This is a genomic window from Streptomyces sp. NPDC104202, from assembly GCF_055584185.1.
On the sequence record NZ_JBVJMN010000007.1, the window covers coordinates 19,996 to 35,350 of the forward strand.

13 protein-coding genes are annotated in these 15,355 nt (G+C 73.4%); 4 read left to right on the forward strand and 9 right to left on the reverse strand.

Annotated features, from left to right (window positions below):
- Window positions 1-3 precede the first annotated feature (3 nt).
- The 4 genes from ACZ60W_RS06890 to deoC form a co-directional block, all read right to left on the reverse strand.
- Window positions 4-1,398: a TerD family protein gene (locus ACZ60W_RS06890; protein ID WP_469754315.1), complete on the reverse strand. Its 1,395-nt coding sequence runs from the start codon at window positions 1,396-1,398 to the stop codon at window positions 4-6.
- 169 nt (window positions 1,399-1,567) lie between these two features.
- Complete coding sequence (locus tag ACZ60W_RS06895; RefSeq protein WP_469754316.1) at window positions 1,568-2,464, reverse strand: aldehyde dehydrogenase family protein; 897 nt, start codon at window positions 2,462-2,464, stop codon at window positions 1,568-1,570.
- Window positions 2,457-3,893 (reverse strand): aldehyde dehydrogenase family protein, encoded by a 1,437-nt coding sequence (locus ACZ60W_RS06900; RefSeq protein ID WP_469754317.1) that lies wholly within the window; start codon window positions 3,891-3,893, stop codon window positions 2,457-2,459. The genes ACZ60W_RS06895 and ACZ60W_RS06900 overlap by 8 nt, the downstream gene beginning before the upstream one ends.
- Before the next feature lie 5 nt (window positions 3,894-3,898).
- Window positions 3,899-4,858, reverse strand: coding sequence for a deoxyribose-phosphate aldolase (gene deoC / locus ACZ60W_RS06905; RefSeq protein WP_026058305.1), 960 nt, complete (start codon window positions 4,856-4,858; stop codon window positions 3,899-3,901).
- Window positions 4,859-5,234: 376 nt separating this feature from the next.
- Between deoC and ACZ60W_RS06910 the strand changes: the two genes are divergently transcribed.
- Window positions 5,235-5,879 carry a class F sortase gene (locus tag ACZ60W_RS06910; RefSeq protein WP_469754318.1) on the forward strand — a complete coding sequence of 215 codons (645 nt, stop codon included), beginning with the start codon at window positions 5,235-5,237 and terminating at the stop codon, window positions 5,877-5,879.
- A 34-nt stretch (window positions 5,880-5,913) separates the two neighbouring features.
- The gene (locus tag ACZ60W_RS06915; RefSeq protein WP_469754319.1) at window positions 5,914-6,615 is read left to right on the forward strand and encodes a PH domain-containing protein; all 702 of its coding nucleotides are present in this window, start codon (window positions 5,914-5,916) and stop codon (window positions 6,613-6,615) included.
- An 84-nt stretch (window positions 6,616-6,699) separates the two neighbouring features.
- Here the strand turns inward: ACZ60W_RS06915 and ACZ60W_RS06920 are convergent, their stop codons facing one another.
- From ACZ60W_RS06920 to ACZ60W_RS06930, 3 genes are all read right to left on the reverse strand, one after another.
- Window positions 6,700-8,352 (reverse strand): phospho-sugar mutase, encoded by a 1,653-nt coding sequence (locus ACZ60W_RS06920; protein ID WP_469754320.1) that lies wholly within the window; start codon window positions 8,350-8,352, stop codon window positions 6,700-6,702.
- A 176-nt stretch (window positions 8,353-8,528) separates the two neighbouring features.
- Window positions 8,529-9,332: a purine-nucleoside phosphorylase gene (locus ACZ60W_RS06925; RefSeq protein ID WP_366309694.1), complete on the reverse strand. Its 804-nt coding sequence runs from the start codon at window positions 9,330-9,332 to the stop codon at window positions 8,529-8,531.
- Window positions 9,333-9,499: 167 nt separating this feature from the next.
- The gene (locus tag ACZ60W_RS06930; protein WP_469754321.1) at window positions 9,500-9,937 is read right to left on the reverse strand and encodes a gamma-glutamylcyclotransferase family protein; all 438 of its coding nucleotides are present in this window, start codon (window positions 9,935-9,937) and stop codon (window positions 9,500-9,502) included.
- A gap of 228 nt (window positions 9,938-10,165) precedes the next feature.
- Here ACZ60W_RS06930 and ACZ60W_RS06935 point away from each other — a divergent pair, with 228 nt between their 5' ends.
- The gene (locus ACZ60W_RS06935) at window positions 10,166-11,605 is read left to right on the forward strand and encodes an NAD(P)H-quinone dehydrogenase (RefSeq protein ID WP_469754322.1); all 1,440 of its coding nucleotides are present in this window, start codon (window positions 10,166-10,168) and stop codon (window positions 11,603-11,605) included.
- Between the two features lie 225 nt (window positions 11,606-11,830).
- Window positions 11,831-12,751 (forward strand): DeoR/GlpR family DNA-binding transcription regulator, encoded by a 921-nt coding sequence (locus tag ACZ60W_RS06940; RefSeq protein WP_469754323.1) that lies wholly within the window; start codon window positions 11,831-11,833, stop codon window positions 12,749-12,751.
- A 79-nt stretch (window positions 12,752-12,830) separates the two neighbouring features.
- Here ACZ60W_RS06940 and ACZ60W_RS06945 read toward each other — a convergent pair whose 3' ends face one another.
- Window positions 12,831-13,376, reverse strand: a complete 546-nt coding sequence (locus ACZ60W_RS06945; RefSeq protein ID WP_469754324.1) for a TetR/AcrR family transcriptional regulator — start codon at window positions 13,374-13,376, stop codon at window positions 12,831-12,833.
- A 102-nt stretch (window positions 13,377-13,478) separates the two neighbouring features.
- Entirely contained in the window at window positions 13,479-15,233 is a 1,755-nt protein-coding gene (locus ACZ60W_RS06950) for an acetyl/propionyl/methylcrotonyl-CoA carboxylase subunit alpha (protein WP_469754325.1), read from the reverse strand.
- Window positions 15,234-15,355: the final 122 nt, after the last annotated feature.

Genomic DNA, 15,355 nt, shown 5'->3' on the forward strand with positions numbered 1-15,355 from the left:
CGCTCAGCGGCGGCCCCGGCGGAGCCAGCCCTGGGCCCCGCGAGGCTGGGGCGGCCTCGGCCCGGCGTCGTGCGGGGACCGCCCGCTGTGCGGCTGGACGTCCTTCAGGCGCCCGCGCCACGGTCCGTCCGCCATCCGCAGATGGACGATCAGCGGGCCCTCGGGCAGCGGGAAGGTCTCCCGGCGCCGGCCGATCTCGTTGACGGCCGATCGGCGGTGCTCCGGCAGGGTGGTGGGGTCGTCGTGGTCCGCCAGCTCGTAGAGGTGGACGATGAAGTTGTCCTTGCCCCGGTAGTGGAAGGCGGCGTCCGCCGCGCCCCCGGTGTGCAGCAGGACGTCCGGCCCCTCGCACTCCAGCGGCTCCTCGGTCAGCCGCCGGGCGGCCGCCAGCGGCAGGACCCGCATCTCCCAGGGGCCGTCCGCCCGCAGTTTCAGCCGCAGCCTGCCGTTCGACGGCACCACGGGGAGGACCCGGCCCCGGAAGTCCTCCTGCGTGCTGTTGATCAGGCTGCTCTCCTCCTTGTTGAAGCGGGTGAGCGGCCACAGCCCCGTGTACCCGTCGCCGTCGACGGCCAGCTCGACCACCACCGGGCCGGGCGGGAGGTCCTCCACGGTGATCACGTCGTTGCCCCGGCCGCTGCGCGTCCGCGGCGCGAACAGGCCGCCGAACGTCCAGTCCGGGGCGCCGGGCGCGGCGGGCGCGCCGGAGGGGACGGGCGCGGGTCCCGCGGCCGTCTTCCCCGGCGCCTCGATCGGGAAGGGGTACGGGGCGGGAGCCGGGGTCACCGGCGGCGCCGGGGCGGGAGCCGGTGCCGGGGCGGGCCTGACGGCCGGTGTCACGGCCTCCGGGGCCTTCGTCATCGACGGGCGCGCCGTCACCGGCGCGGGAGCCGCCGGGGGCCCCTCGGCGGCCACGTCGACGCCGTGGGCGGCCGCGAGGCCCTCCAGGCCGTCCGGGTGGCCCTGCCCCACCGCGCGGAACTTCCAGCCGCCCGCGCGGCGGTACAGCTCCGCGAGGACCATCGCCGTCTCCCCGCCGGCGTCGGTCACGGCGTAGCGCGCGACCGAGGTGCCGTCCGGCGCGAACGCCTCCACGGCCAGCCCGGCCGCGTCCCGCAGGGCGCCGCCCTCCGTCGACGCGACGACGAGGACGCGGGAGACCTCCGCCTCGGTCGCCGTCAGACCGGCCTCCAGCCACGCCGTGCCGTCCTCGCCCCCGACCAGCCGCACGGCCCCCGAGGGATGGACCGGGGCGCCGTGGAACACGATGTCCGCGTCGCCCCTGACCCGGCCCCGCTCCGTCAGCAGCAGCGCCGCGACGTCGACGCCCCCGCGGACGGCGACGCGCAGCGCCACCGTCGGGACGAAGGCGTTGGCTCCCTTGACCATGTCCCCCATGACGTACCCGCCCCTCCGCTCGTGTCACCGACACCGTCGGTCCCCTCCGGATCTTGCGGTGGACGGGGCCGCCGGGGCAAGACCCGGCGGGCAGGGCGGGCGGGGCGGGTGGGGCGGGAACGACGAACGGCCCCCGGGTGCGCACACCCGGGGGCCGTTCGCCGAGCCGTCAGTACGAGGAGCCCGACGCGCCCAGCGAGCCCGTCGGGTGCCAGACCGTCTTGGTCTCCAGGAAGGCGGTCATGCGGTCCGTGCCGGGGGAGTCGGCGAAGTCCTCGGCGCGCGGCCGCAGGACGCGCTTGAGGTTGTCCGCCGCCGCGATCTCCAGGTCGCGGGCGAGGTCGCCCTCGGTCGCGCCCGTGAGGTCGATGGCGTTGACGTCCTGGTGGGCCGCGAGGTGCGGGCCCATCTCGGCCACCTTGCCGGAGAGGATGTTGACGACACCGCCCGGCAGGTCGGAGGTGGCGAGCACCTCGCCCAGCGAGAGCGCCGGCAGCGGGGACTTCTCGCTCGCGATGACGACGGCCGTGTTACCCGTCGCGATCACCGGGGCGATTACCGAGACCAGGCCCAGGAAGGACGAGTCCTGCGGGGCCACGACCGTGACGACACCGGTCGGCTCGGGGGAGGAGAGGTTGAAGTACGGGCCGGCGACCGGGTTGGCGCCGCCGACGACCTGGGCGATCTTGTCGGTCCAGCCGGCGTACCAGACCCAGCGGTCGATCGCCGCGTCGACGACCGCCGCCGCCTTCGACTTCGACAGGCCCTCCGCGTCCGCGACCTCGCGGACGAACTGCTCCCGGCGCCCCTCCAGCATCTCGGCGACGCGGTAGAGGACCTGGCCGCGGTTGTACGCGGTCGCGCCCGCCCAGCCGCCGAAGGCCTTGCGGGCGGCGACGACCGCGTCACGCGCGTCCTTGCGGGAGGAGAGCGGCACGTTCGCCAGCCACTTGCCCTTCGAGTCCGTCACCTCGTACACCCGGCCGCTCTCGGAGCGGGGGAACTTGCCCCCGACGTACAGCTTGTAGGTCTTGAAGACGCTCAGCCGCGTCGCCGACTCAGACATCGAGGTAGGCCTCCAGACCGTGACGGCCGCCCTCGCGGCCGAAGCCCGACTCCTTGTAGCCGCCGAAGGGCGAGGTCGGGTCGAACTTGTTGAACGTGTTGGCCCAGACGACACCCGCGCGGAGCTTGGAGGCGACCGCCAGGATGCGGGAGCCCTTCTCCGTCCAGATGCCGGCGGACAGGCCGTACTGGCTGTTGTTGGCCTTCGCGACGGCCTCGTCCGGCGTACGGAAGGACAGCACCGACAGGACCGGGCCGAAGATCTCGTCGCGGGCGATGCGGTGCGCCTGGGTGACGCCGGTGAAGAGCGTCGGGGCGAACCAGTAGCCGGCCGACGGGATCTCGCAGGAGGCGCTCCAGCGCTCGGCGCCCTCCGCCTCGCCCTGCTCCACCAGCGAGGTGATCCGGGCCAGCTGCTCCGAGGAGTTGATGGCGCCGATGTCGGTGTTCTTGTCGAGCGGGTCGCCCAGCCGCAGCGTGTTCAGGCGGCGCTTGAGCGAGTCGAGCAGCTCGTCCTGGATCGACTCCTGCACCAGGAGGCGCGAGCCCGCGCAGCAGACCTGGCCCTGGTTGAAGAAGATGCCGTTGACGATGCCCTCGACGGCCTGGTCGATCGGGGCGTCGTCGAAGACGATGTTGGCGCCCTTGCCGCCCAGCTCCAGCGTCACCTTCTTGTCGGTGCCGGCGACCGAGCGCGCGATGGCCTTGCCGACGGCGGTCGAGCCGGTGAAGGCGACCTTGTTCACGTCCGGGTGCCCGACCAGCGCGGCGCCCGTCTCCCCGTAGCCGGGGAGGATGTTGACGACGCCCTTCGGCAGACCGGCCTGACGGCAGATGTCCGCGAAGAACAGGGCGGAGAGCGGGGTCGTCTCGGCCGGCTTCAGGACGACGGTGTTGCCCGTCGCGAGCGCCGGGGCGATCTTCCACGCCAGCATCAGCAGCGGGAAGTTCCACGGGATGACCTGGCCGGCCACGCCCAGCGGACGCGGGTTCGCTCCGTAGCCGGCGTGGTCGAGCTTGTCGGCCCAGCCCGCGTAGTAGAAGAAGTGCGCGGCGACCAGCGGGAGGTCCGCGTCGCGGGTCTCCTTGATCGGCTTGCCGTTGTCCAGGGTCTCCAGGACGGCCAGCTCGCGGCTGCGCTCCTGGATGATCCGGGCGATCCGGAAGAGGTACTTGGCGCGCTCGGAGCCGGGCAGCGCCGACCACTTCTCGAACGCCTTCCGTGCCGCCTTCACCGCGCGGTCGACGTCCTCGGCGCCCGCCTGGGCGACCTCGGAGAGGACCTCCTCGGTGGAGGGGGAGACGGTCTTGAAGACCTTGCCGTCGGCCGCCTCGACGAACTCGCCGTCGATGAACAGGCCGTAGCTGGGGGCGATGTCGACGACGGAGCGGGACTCGGGCGCCGGTGCGTACTCGAATGCAGATGCCATGTTGATCAGTCCACCGTCACGTAATCGGGGCCGGAGTAACGGCCGGTCGCCAGCTTCTGGCGCTGCATCAGCAGGTCGTTGAGCAGGCTGGAAGCGCCGAAGCGGAACCAGTGGTTGTCCAGCCAGTCCTCGCCCACGGTCTCGTTGACGAGCACCAGGAACTTGATCGCTTCCTTGGTGTTGCGGATGCCGCCGGCCGGCTTCACGCCGATCTGCACGCCGGTCTGCGCGCGGAAGTCGCGCACGGCCTCCAGCATGAGCAGGGTGTTGGCGGGGGTGGCGTTGACCGCGACCTTGCCGGTCGAGGTCTTGATGAAGTCCGCGCCGGCCATCATGCCGAGCCAGGAGGCGCGGCGGATGTTGTCGTACGTGGACAGCTCGCCGGTCTCGAAGATCACCTTGAGGCGGGCGCGGTCGCCGCACTCCGCCTTGATCGCGGCGATCTGCTCGTAGACCTTCAGGTAGTGCCCGGCGAGGAAGGCGCCACGGTCGATGACCATGTCGATCTCGTCGGCGCCGGCGGCGATCGCGTCGGCCGTGTCGGCGAGCTTCACGGGGAGCGCGGCGCGCCCGGCCGGGAAGGCGGTCGCGACCGAGGCGACCTTGACGCCGGTGCCCGCGACGGCGGCCTTGGCGGTGGCCACCATGTCGGGGTAGACGCAGACGGCGGCGGTCGTCGGCGTCGTGCGGTCGGTCGGATCGGGGTTGACGGCCTTGGCGGCGAGCGCCCGGACCTTGCCCGGGGTGTCCGCGCCTTCGAGCGTCGTCAGGTCGATCATGGAAATGGCCAGGTCGATGGCGTACGCCTTGGCCGTGGTCTTGATCGAGCGGGTGCCGAGGGACGCGGCGCGCGCCTCCAGGCCGACGGCGTCGACGCCGGGCAGCCCGTGGAGGAAGCGGCGCAGCGCACCGTCGGACGCGGTCACGTCGGCGAATGCGGATGCTGCGGATGCAGTGGTGGGCATGGTCACCAGTCGAGCATATCTACGCGCGTAGCGACCTGTACAGGGGCCACCCTTCGCGGAGCCCGAGGTCACGGGCCGCCGACCGGCGTGGTGGCGGTCGGCCCGGGGCCGTTCACCGCCGCCGTGAACCCTGTCACACGGCCGTGACACGGAGTGGACCGCTCCCTCACACAAGATCCTTAGATTTCTTCCCGCAGCCGGCCGGACCTCACCGTCCTGCGCCGCCGGACCGCCGCCCGCGTCCGACCCGCGGTTCCCCGCCTCCCCGCCTCTTGACCCGAGCGGGAGCACCACCCCACCCCACCCCACCCCACCCCAGGCCGGTCGCCGCACTCCACGCGGCGGCCGGCCGCCCCCCGTCCGCCCGGAGCAGTCCATGAAGCGCCGTACCCGTTCCCGTACCGCCGGCGTGCTGCTGGCGGCCGCCGCGGCGGCCCTGCTCGGGGCCTGTTCCGACGGCGACCCGGTGCCCGTCGCCCCGCCCGCCCGGATCGGGTCGGCGGCCGCCCCCGGCCCCACGGCGGCGGGCGCGGCCCCCGTCCGCCCGCTCGCCCACTCCCTGCCCGTCCGGGTGCAGCTGCCCGCCGCGGGCGTCGACACCGGGCCCACCGGGCCGGTCCTGCTGCTCGACCTGGCCTCCGACGGGACGGTCGAGGTGCCCTCCGTCGAGGAGGCGGACCGGATCGGGTGGTACGACCGGGGCGTCACGCCCGGGGAGACCGGCCCGGCGGTGCTCATCGGCCACTTCGACACCGTGCGCGGCCCGGCCGTGTTCAGGAACGTCTCCCGGGTGCGGGTCGGGGACGAGGTCACGGTGACCCGCGCGGACGGCTCCGCCGCGGTGTTCCGGATCAGGGAGCTGGAGCGGGTCGACGAGGGCGCCTTCCCGAGCGCCGAGGTCTACGGGAACACCCGCCGCCCCGAGCTGCGGATCGTCACCTGCGGGGGCGAGCTGGTCGACGGCCACCGCCCCGACAACATCATCCTGTACGCCGACCTCGTGGCCACGCGGGCCGCCTGAGCCTCCACCGGCGCGCTGAGGCACAATCGGCGGCATGACGACCCCCGACCCGACCCCCGAGCCGAGTCACGAGCCCGGCCGCGAGTCGACCCCCGCACGGCCGGCCGCCGACAAGCCGGCCGCCGACAAGCCGGCCGCCGACCGTGTCTTCCGTTCGCCCCTCGGGATCGCCAGCGGAGTGTTCCTGGTGGCCCTCGCGGGCCTGTTCTGCATCGACGCCGCGGTCCGCGGCGAGGGCCGGACCCCGTGGGTCGCGCTCGCGAGCCTGCTCCTCGCGGTCCCGCTCATCGTCGCCTTCACCATCCGCCCGGCGGTGTACGCCAACGAGGACCGGCTGCGCGTCCGCAACCCGTTCCGGTCGATCACGCTGCCCTGGGCCTGCGTCGCCGACGTCCGCGCCGGCTACTCCAGCGAGGTCCTCACCCAGGGCGGCACCACCTACCAGCTCTGGGCGATCCCCGTCTCGCTGCGCCAGCGGAAGCGGGCGGCCCGCCGCGCCGCGCGGGCCTCTCAGGACGACCCGCACGGCCGCACCTCCGTCACCGCCGACGTGCGCGACTCCGCCTCCCGGATCGCCTCCGGCGACAAGACCGTCGCCGACCTCCGCGACCTCGCCGAGGCCCGCGCCGCCCGCCCCGGCTCGCAGGGCGAGCCGCAGGTCCGCTGGGCGTACGAGATCATCGGCCCCGCGGTCGCCGGACTCCTGGTGCTCGTGATCCTGCTCGCGACCGGCTGACCCCCGCCGCACGCCGTGCGTGCGGGCCCTGCGCCGGAGGGCCGGTACGGACACGAGGTCCGTACCGGCCCTCCGGCGTGGCGGTCACAGGCCCGCGGCGGCGGACAGGTCGCGCTTGACCGCGGCGAGGATCTCGGCGCCCGTGGCGCGGGCCGCGGCGAGGCCGCTCGCGTCGGCGACCGGGACGACGACCTCCAGGTAGCACTTGAGCTTGGGCTCGGTGCCGCTCGGGCGGACGATCACCCGGGCCTTGTAGGCCCCCTCCAGGTGGTAGCGCAGGCCGTCCGTCGGCGGGAGGGACTCCGTGCCCTTCGTCAGGTCCTCGGCCGAGACGACCGTGAGGCCGGCGAGGGAGACGGGCGGGCGCTCGCGGAGCGCGGCCATCGCGTTCGCGATGACGGAGAGGTCCTCGACCCGCACCGACAGCTGGTCCGTCGCGTGCAGACCGTGCGCGACGGCGAGGTCGTCGAGCAGGTCGGTCAGCGTCCGGCCCCGCTCCTTGAGGACCGAGGCCAGCTCGGTGACGAGCAGCGCGGCCGTGATGCCGTCCTTGTCGCGGACGCCCTCGGGGTCGACGCAGTAGCCGAGCGCCTCCTCGTAGCCGTACCGCAGGCCGTCGACGCGGGCGATCCACTTGAAGCCGGTCAGCGTCTCCTCGTAGCCGACGCCCGCAGCCTCGGCGATGCGGCCGAGCAGCGAGGACGACACGATCGACTCGGCGAAGACGCCGGTGGCGCCCTTGTCCACCAGGTGCGCGGCGAGCAGCGCGCCGACCTCGTCGCCGCGGAGCATCCGCCAGCCGCCGTCGACGGAGGCGTCGGGCACGGCCACCGCGCAGCGGTCCGCGTCGGGGTCGTTGGCGATGACGAGGTCGGGAGCCACGGCCCGGGCCGCCTCGAAGGCGAGGTCCATGGCGCCCGGCTCCTCCGGGTTGGGGAAGGCGACCGTGGGGAAGGCGGGGTCCGGGTCGGCCTGCTCGGCGACGAGCGCCGGCGGCGGGAAGCCGGCCCGGGCGAAGGCGGCGGTCAGGACGTCCTTGCCGACGCCGTGCATGGCCGTGTAGACGGTCCGCGCGGTCCGGGGGGAGCCGGGCGTCAGGACCGCGTCCGTGCGCTCCAGGTAGGCGGACAGGACCTCGTCGCCGAGGGTCTCCCAGCCGGACTCCGGGCGCGGCACGTCGTGCAGCGAGCGGACGGCGTCGATCTCGGCGGCGATCTCCGCGTCGGCGGGCGGCACGATCTGCGAGCCGTCGCCCAGGTAGACCTTGTAGCCGTTGTCGCGGGGCGGGTTGTGACTCGCCGTCACCTCGACGCCCGCGACGGCGCCCAGATGCCTTATGGCGTACGCCAGGACGGGCGTCGGCAGCGGCCGGGGGAGGACCGCGGCGCGCAGCCCCGCGCCGGTCATCACGGCGGCGGTGTCACGGGCGAAGTCGGCCGACTTGTACCGGGCGTCGTAGCCGATCACCACGAGGCCGCCCTCCTCGCCCTTCGCCTTGAGGTACGCGGCGAGGCCGGCGGCGGCGCGGATGACCACCGAGCGGTTCATCCGCATCGGCCCGGCGCCCAGCTCGCCGCGGAGCCCGGCGGTGCCGAACTGGAGCGTCCCGGAGAAGCGGGCGGCGAGCTCGGCGGTGGCGCCGGCTTCGATGAGGCGCGCGAGCTCCTCGCGGGTCTCGCTGTCGGGGTCCTCGGCGAGCCATGCCTGGGCCCGGGTGAGGAGGTCGTCCTGCGTCACGGTGTGCCTTTCGGGGAGTGCGGGCGGGAGGGGCGGCGGGTGCGGGCCGGCGGCGCGTGCGCGCGGCCGTCGCGCGGAGCCTTTCCCCGCCCGGCCCCTTCCCGTAACCGGGGGATCCGCCCGGCCCCTTCCCGTAACCGGGGGATCCGTTCGGCGGCCCCCGTGAGCCGGGAGGCTCAGATGCGGTCGAGCACCCGGGTCAGGAGTTCGCCCATCCGGGCCGCCGAGTCGCGTCCCGCCTGGAGCACCTCCTCGTGGTTCAGCGGCTCGCCCGAGAGCCCCGCGGCGAGGTTGGTGACGAGGGAGATGCCCAGGACCTCGGCGCCGGCCTCACGGGCCGCGATGGCCTCCAGGACGGTGGACATGCCGACCAGGTCGCCGCCCATGACGCGGACCATGTTGATCTCGGCCGGGGTCTCGTAGTGCGGGCCGGGGAACTGGACGTAGACGCCCTCCTCCAGCGTCTCGTCGATCTCCTTGCACAGCGCGCGCAGCCGCGGCGAGTACAGGTCGGTGAGGTCGACGAAGTTGGCGCCCACGATGGGGGAGGCGGCCGTGAGGTTGAGGTGGTCGCTGATGAGGACCGGCTGGCCGGGGCGCATGCCCTCGCGCAGGCCGCCGCAGCCGTTGGTGAGGACGACCGTCTTGCAGCCGGCGGCGACGGCGGTGCGCACGCCGTGGGCGACGGAGGCGACGCCACGGCCCTCGTAGAAGTGCGTGCGGCCGAGGAAGACCAGCGCGCGCTTGGCGCCGATCTTGTACGAGCGGACCTTGCCGCCGTGGCCCTCGACGGCCGGCGGCGGGAAGCCGGGGAGCTCGGTGACCGGGAACTCGGCCTCGGGGGCGCCGAGCGCGTCGACGGCGGGCGCCCAGCCCGAGCCCATGACCAGGGCGACGTCGTGGCTCTCGACTCCGGTCAGCTCGCGAAGACGTGCGGCAGCGGCCTCGGCGGCCTCGTACGGGGTGGCAGTTGCGTTCACTGACTCTCTCGCCTCGGGGAGGGGAGTCCGAGGGGGGCCCCGGACGGATTTGTTACGCGAAGAAGCGTATCCGGAGATTGCCTACGCGCGTAGATGACGAGCTGACGGACATGCGATCGTTGTCTTGTCGTTTCCGACGAACGGGCGGTCCGGCAGCCGCGTGCGGATCAACAGGGGCGCTTCCGCAACTCCATCACGTAGTCGTGCGGCGCGCCCGCCGACTCGGCGGCGTCCGCCACCTCGCCCAGGTACCGGGCGGAGGGCAGACCGCCCTCGTAGGCGTTGAGCACGTACACCCAGGCCGCCTCCTCGCCGTCCAGGGTGTGCACCCGGACCCGCATCCGCCGGTAGATGTCGAGCCCCACGCCCTCCCAGCGGTCCATGGAGTCCTCGTCCATCGGGGCGATGTCGTACAGCGCCACGAAGACCTGGGACCGGGGGGCCTCCACGAGGGTGGCCAGCGCTCCCTCCCAGCCCATCTGCTCGCCGCCGAAAGTCAGCCGCCAGCCGTTCAGCCAGCCGGTGCCGCGCAGCGGGGAGTGGGGTGCGCGGCGGCTCATCAGCCGCGCGTCGAGGTTGCCGGCGAAAGCGGCGTAGAGCGACATGGGACCGAGGGTACGGGAGGGGGCGGGGTGTCCGGCGAACTCCGAGGTGGCGGACGCGCACGGGCCCCGCGGCCGCCGCGGCGGCGCGCCTACGGAGCCCCGACGTGAGGCAGCCCCGGGCGTGCGGGAGAATGGGGTACGCACTTGAAGCGTGCGGGACAATGGCGTACGCACTGCACCCCAGCGGGGGGACCCCCCGGCAGAACGAGACGCGAGGCGTAGATCCCAGTGACCCGGATCGTGATCATCGGTGGCGGACCCGGCGGATACGAGGCGGCCCTGGTGGGCGCCCAACTCGGCGCGGAGGTGACCGTCGTCGACTGCGACGGACTCGGCGGCGCGTCCGTCCTGACCGACTGCGTCCCCTCGAAGACGCTGATCGCCACGGCGGAGGTGATGACCACCTTCGACTCCTCCTACGAGGAACTCGGCATCATCGTCGCGGACGACACCCCCCACGTGGAGCAGGCCGCCCGGGTCGTCGGCGTCGACCTCGGCAAGGTCAACCGACGGGTGAAGCGCCTCGCGCTGGCCCAGTCGCACGACATCACCGCCTCCGTCACCCGGGCGGGCGCCCGCGTGCTCCGCGGCCGCGGCCGGCTCTCCGGCCGGCAGGCGATGGACGGCTCCCGCCAGGTGGTCGTCACCGCGGCCGACGGCAGCGAGGAGACGCTGACCGCGGACGCCGTGCTGATCGCGACCGGCGCCCACCCGCGCGAGGTGCCCGACGCCAAGCCGGACGGCGAGCGCATCCTGAACTGGACCCAGGTCTACGACCTCAAGGAGCTCCCGGAGGAGCTCATCGTGGTCGGCTCCGGCGTCACCGGCGCCGAGTTCGCCGGCGCCTACCAGGCGCTCGGCTCCCGGGTCACCCTCGTCTCCTCCCGCGACCGGGTGCTGCCGGGCGAGGACCCCGACGCGGCCGCCGTCCTGGAGGACGTCTTCCGCCGCCGCGGCATGAACGTCATGGCCCGCTCCCGCGCCGAGTCCGCCAAGCGGGTCGGCGACCGGGTGGAGGTCACCCTCTCCGACGGCCGGGTCATCTCCGGCACCCACTGCCTCATGGCGGTCGGCGCCATCCCGAACTCGGCCGGAATGGGCCTGGAGGAGGCCGGGATCAAGCTGAAGGACTCCGGTCACATCTGGACCGACCGGGTCTCCCGGACGAGCGCCCCGGGCGTGTACGCGGCGGGCGACGTCACCGGTGTCTTCGCGCTCGCCTCGGTCGCCGCCATGCAGGGCCGGATCGCGATGTACCACTTCCTCGGTGACGCCGTGGCCCCGCTCAACCTGAAGACGGTCTCCTCCAACGTCTTCACCGACCCCGAGATCGCCACCGTCGGCTACACCCAGGCGGACGTCGACGCGGGCAAGATCGACGCCAAGGTCGTCAAGCTGCCGCTGCTGCGCAACCCGCGCGCCAAGATGCAGGGCATCCGGGACGGCTTCGTGAAGATCTTCTGCCGCCCCGGCACCGGCATCGTGGTCGGCGGCTGCGTCGTCGCGCCGAAGGCGAGCGAGCTGATCCATCCGATCTCGATCGCGGTCGACAACAATCTGACGGTCGAACAGATCGCAAATGCTTTCACCGTGTACCCCTCCCTGTCGGGCTCGATCGCGGAAGTGGCACGGCAGTTGCACACCCGAAAGTCGGCGGGCGAGGCGTAGCACCGGGGTCCGGCCCCGCTCCCGCCTGCGGGAACGGTTCGCCGACCCGGACAACCCCCGGCAAGGCGGGGCATAGATCGACCAACGGCGGGGCCACCCATACCACTTGGGGGCCCCGCCCGTGCGCATCTTCTGCAAATCGGCGCATAGTGCTGAAAACTATCGGCCGGTCACGTTACTGTCAGTTTCGTGTTCGCTGCAGAACGTCGCCAGTTGATCCTCGAAATGGTGCGAGCCAATGGGGCCGTGTCGCTCCGCGAGCTCGCCCGCGTCGTCCAGACCTCCGAAGTGACCGTACGAAGAGACGTACGGGCGCTGGAGGCAGAAGGACTCCTCGACCGCCGCCATGGCGGTGCGGTGTTGCCGGGCGGATTCACGCGAGAATCCGGCTTCCCGCAGAAATCCCATCTCGCGACCGCGGAGAAGACGGCCATCGCCGACGTCGCCGCGGGCCTCGTCGAAGAAGGCGAGGCCATCGTCGTCGGCGCCGGGACCACCACGCAGGAGCTGGCCCGCCGGCTCGCCCGCGTGCCCGGTCTGACCGTGGTCACCAACTCCCTGCTCGTCGCCCAGGCCCTCGCCCACGCCAACCGGGTCGAGGTCGTCATGACCGGCGGCACCCTGCGCGGCTCCAACTACGCGCTGGTGGGCAGCGGGGCGGAGCAGTCGCTCCAGGGGCTCAGGGTCTCCCGGGCCTTCCTCTCCGGGAGCGGCCTGACCGCCGAGCGCGGCCTCTCCACGTCCAACATGCTCTCCGCGAGCGTGGACCGGGCGCTGGTGCAGGCGGCGGCGGAGGTCGTGGTCCTCGCCGACCACACCAAGCTCGGCGCCGACACCATGTTCCAGACCGTGCCCACGGACGTCATCACCCGCCTGGTGACCGACGAGCCGCCGGCCCACGACGACCGGGCCGCCACCGAGCTCCAGGCCCTCGCCGACCAGGGCGTGCAGATCGCCGTCGCCGGCACCGGCCAGGCGGCGGGCGGCGGTGACCCGCACCCCCCGGGCGCCCGGCCCCGCCGTGACATGCCGCTCCCGGTCCAGCGCGGCCGGATGGCCGCCGGCCCGTACCGGGGCCCCGGGGGAGCGATGGCCGCGGAGACGATGGAGCGCACCGCACGGGTCGCGGACATGCGACGCCGCTGAAGGCCCCGAGGGACCCTCCCCCAGGGGTCCCGCGCCGCCCGTCCCCCCGAACGGGACCGGGCCGGCCGTGGACCCGGCGTCAGTCCTTGATGCCCCGCAGGGTCAGCGCGAGCAGGCGGTCCGCCAGCCGCGCGTCCTCCGGGCACTGCTCCGCCGCCAGCGCGATCGCGTTGGTCAGCTGCATCAGGTCGCCGATGGACACGTCGGCGCGCACCTGCCCCGCCTCCTGGGCGCGGCCGAGGAGCGTCTCACCCGCCGCCCGCAGCGGGTCGCTGCACCGGGAGAGCGCCGAACTCCGGTCGTACGAGGCGGACATCAGGGCGTGGGCGAGCCCCCGGTACTCCACCGCGTGGGTGATCAGTGCCCGCAGCCACTCCACCAGCGCCCGGCAGGGCGCGTCCGCCCCGGCCAGCTCCCGCGAGCGGTCCAGCAGCTCCGCCAGGGCCTCCTGGAAGACGGAGTTGAGCAGGTCGGCCCGGGTGGGGAAGTGCCGGTAGAGGGTGCCGATGCCCACCTCCGCGCGGCGTGCGATCTCCTCCAGGGGCGCGTCCGTGCCCTGCTCGGCGAAGGCGGTACGGGCTTCGGTCAGCAGCCGTTCGTGGTTGCGGCGCGCGTCGGCTCGCATGGGTGATGGCCCTCCCCTGGTCCGGCCTGTTCCACAGCCCCTGTACGAAGGGCCCGCAGGCGGCTGCCTGCGGGCCCTTCGTACGGTACTGGGTGGAGCGGGTCAGTCCTTGATGTCGCAGATGGAGGCGCCGGAGGTGACGGACGCGCCGACCTCGGCGGTCAGGCCCTTGACGGTGCCGGAGCGGTGCGCGTTGAGCGGCTGCTCCATCTTCATGGCCTCCAGGACGACGATGAGGTCGCCCTCCTTGACCTCCTGGCCCTCCTCGACCGCGACCTTGACGATCGTGCCCTGCATCGGGGAGGCGAGGGTGTCGCCGGAGGCGGTCGGGCCGGACTTCTTGGCCGCGCGCCGCTTCGGCTTCGCGCCGGCCGCGAGGCCCGTGCGGGCCAGCGTCATGCCGAGCGAGGACGGCAGGGAGACCTCGAGGCGCTTGCCGCCGACCTCGACGACGATCGTCTCGCGGTTGCCCTCGTCCTCGTCCGCCTCGCCGACGGCGGGGGCGAACGGCTTGATCTCGTTGACGAACTCCGTCTCGATCCACCGGGTGTGGACGCGGAACGGGTCGGCGGTGAACGCCGGGTCGACCACGACGGCCTGGTGGAACGGGATCGCGGTCGCCATGCCCTCGACCTTGAACTCCGCCAGGGCGCGGGCCGCACGCTGGAGCGCCTGCTCGCGGGTCGCGCCGGTGACGATCAGCTTGGCGAGGAGCGAGTCCCACGCCGGGCCGATGACCGAGCCCGACTCGACACCGGCGTCCATGCGGACACCCGGGCCCGAGGGGGCGTCGAAGAGGGTGACGGTGCCAGGGGCGGGCAGGAAGCCGCGGCCCGGGTCCTCGCCGTTGATGCGGAACTCGAAGGAGTGACCGCGCGCCTCGGGGTCGTCGTAGCCGAGGGCCTCGCCGTCGGCGATCCGGAACATCTCGCGGACCAGGTCGATGCCGGAGACCTCCTCGGTCACCGGGTGCTCGACCTGGAGGCGGGTGTTGACCTCCAGGAAGGAGATCGTGCCGTCCATGCCGACCAGGAACTCGACCGTGCCGGCGCCGACGTAGCCGGCCTCCTTCAGGATCGCCTTCGAGGCCGCGTACAGCTCCGCGTTCTGCTCGGCCGTCAGGAACGGCGCGGGCGCCTCCTCGACGAGCTTCTGGTGGCGGCGCTGGAGCGAGCAGTCACGGGTGGAGACCACGACCACGTTGCCGTGGGTGTCGGCGAGGCACTGCGTCTCGACGTGCCGCGGCTTGTCGAGGTAGCGCTCGACGAAGCACTCGCCGCGGCCGAAGGCGGCGACGGCCTCGCGGACGGCGGAGTCGTAGAGCTCCGGGACCTCTTCCAGGGTCCGGGCGACCTTCAGGCCGCGACCGCCACCGCCGAAGGCGGCCTTGATGGCGATCGGCAGGCCGTGCTCCCGGGCGAAGGCGACGACCTCGTCGGCGCCCGACACCGGGTCGGGGGTGCCGGCCACGAGGGGGGCGCCGGCGCGCTGCGCGATGTGACGCGCCGCCACCTTGTCGCCCAGGTCGCGGATCGCCTGCGGCGGCGGGCCGATCCAGATCAGACCGGCGTCCAGGACCGCCTGGGCGAACTCGGCGTTCTCGGAGAGGAAGCCGTAGCCCGGGTGGACGGCGTCCGCCCCGGAGTCCGCGGCGGCCTGCAACACCTTCGCCATGTCCAGGTAACTGGTCGCCGGAGTGTCACCGCCCAGAGCGAACGCCTCGTCGGCCGCCCGGACATGCAGAGCGTCCCGGTCCGGTTCGGCGTACACGGCCACGCTGCCGATACCCGCGTCCCGGCACGCCCGGGCCACACGGACAGCGATTTCGCCACGGTTGGCGATGAGCACCTTGCGCACGATGGCTCCCTCCTTGAAACAAGCTGAGTTTAGGGACTGCCGACACGGCCTTTCGACCCGTCCCCAGTGGTGAGCTTGCCCACACGGAGCGTGACCCCGGGCCTGCTCGGGTCGTGAATTCC

Coding starts and splice junctions, on each gene's coding strand:
- ACZ60W_RS06890 (WP_469754315.1), bottom strand. CDS start 1,398: ATGGGGGACATGGTCAAGGGAGCCAACGCCTTCGTCCCGACGGTGGCG.
- ACZ60W_RS06895 (WP_469754316.1), bottom strand. CDS start 2,464: ATGTCTGAGTCGGCGACGCGGCTGAGCGTCTTCAAGACCTACAAGCTG.
- ACZ60W_RS06900 (WP_469754317.1), bottom strand. CDS start 3,893: ATGGCATCTGCATTCGAGTACGCACCGGCGCCCGAGTCCCGCTCCGTC.
- deoC (WP_026058305.1), bottom strand. CDS start 4,858: ATGCCCACCACTGCATCCGCAGCATCCGCATTCGCCGACGTGACCGCG.
- ACZ60W_RS06910 (WP_469754318.1), top strand. CDS start 5,235: ATGAAGCGCCGTACCCGTTCCCGTACCGCCGGCGTGCTGCTGGCGGCC.
- ACZ60W_RS06915 (WP_469754319.1), top strand. CDS start 5,914: ATGACGACCCCCGACCCGACCCCCGAGCCGAGTCACGAGCCCGGCCGC.
- ACZ60W_RS06930 (WP_469754321.1), bottom strand. CDS start 9,937: ATGTCGCTCTACGCCGCTTTCGCCGGCAACCTCGACGCGCGGCTGATG.
- ACZ60W_RS06940 (WP_469754323.1), top strand. CDS start 11,831: ATGGTGCGAGCCAATGGGGCCGTGTCGCTCCGCGAGCTCGCCCGCGTC.
- ACZ60W_RS06945 (WP_469754324.1), bottom strand. CDS start 13,376: ATGCGAGCCGACGCGCGCCGCAACCACGAACGGCTGCTGACCGAAGCC.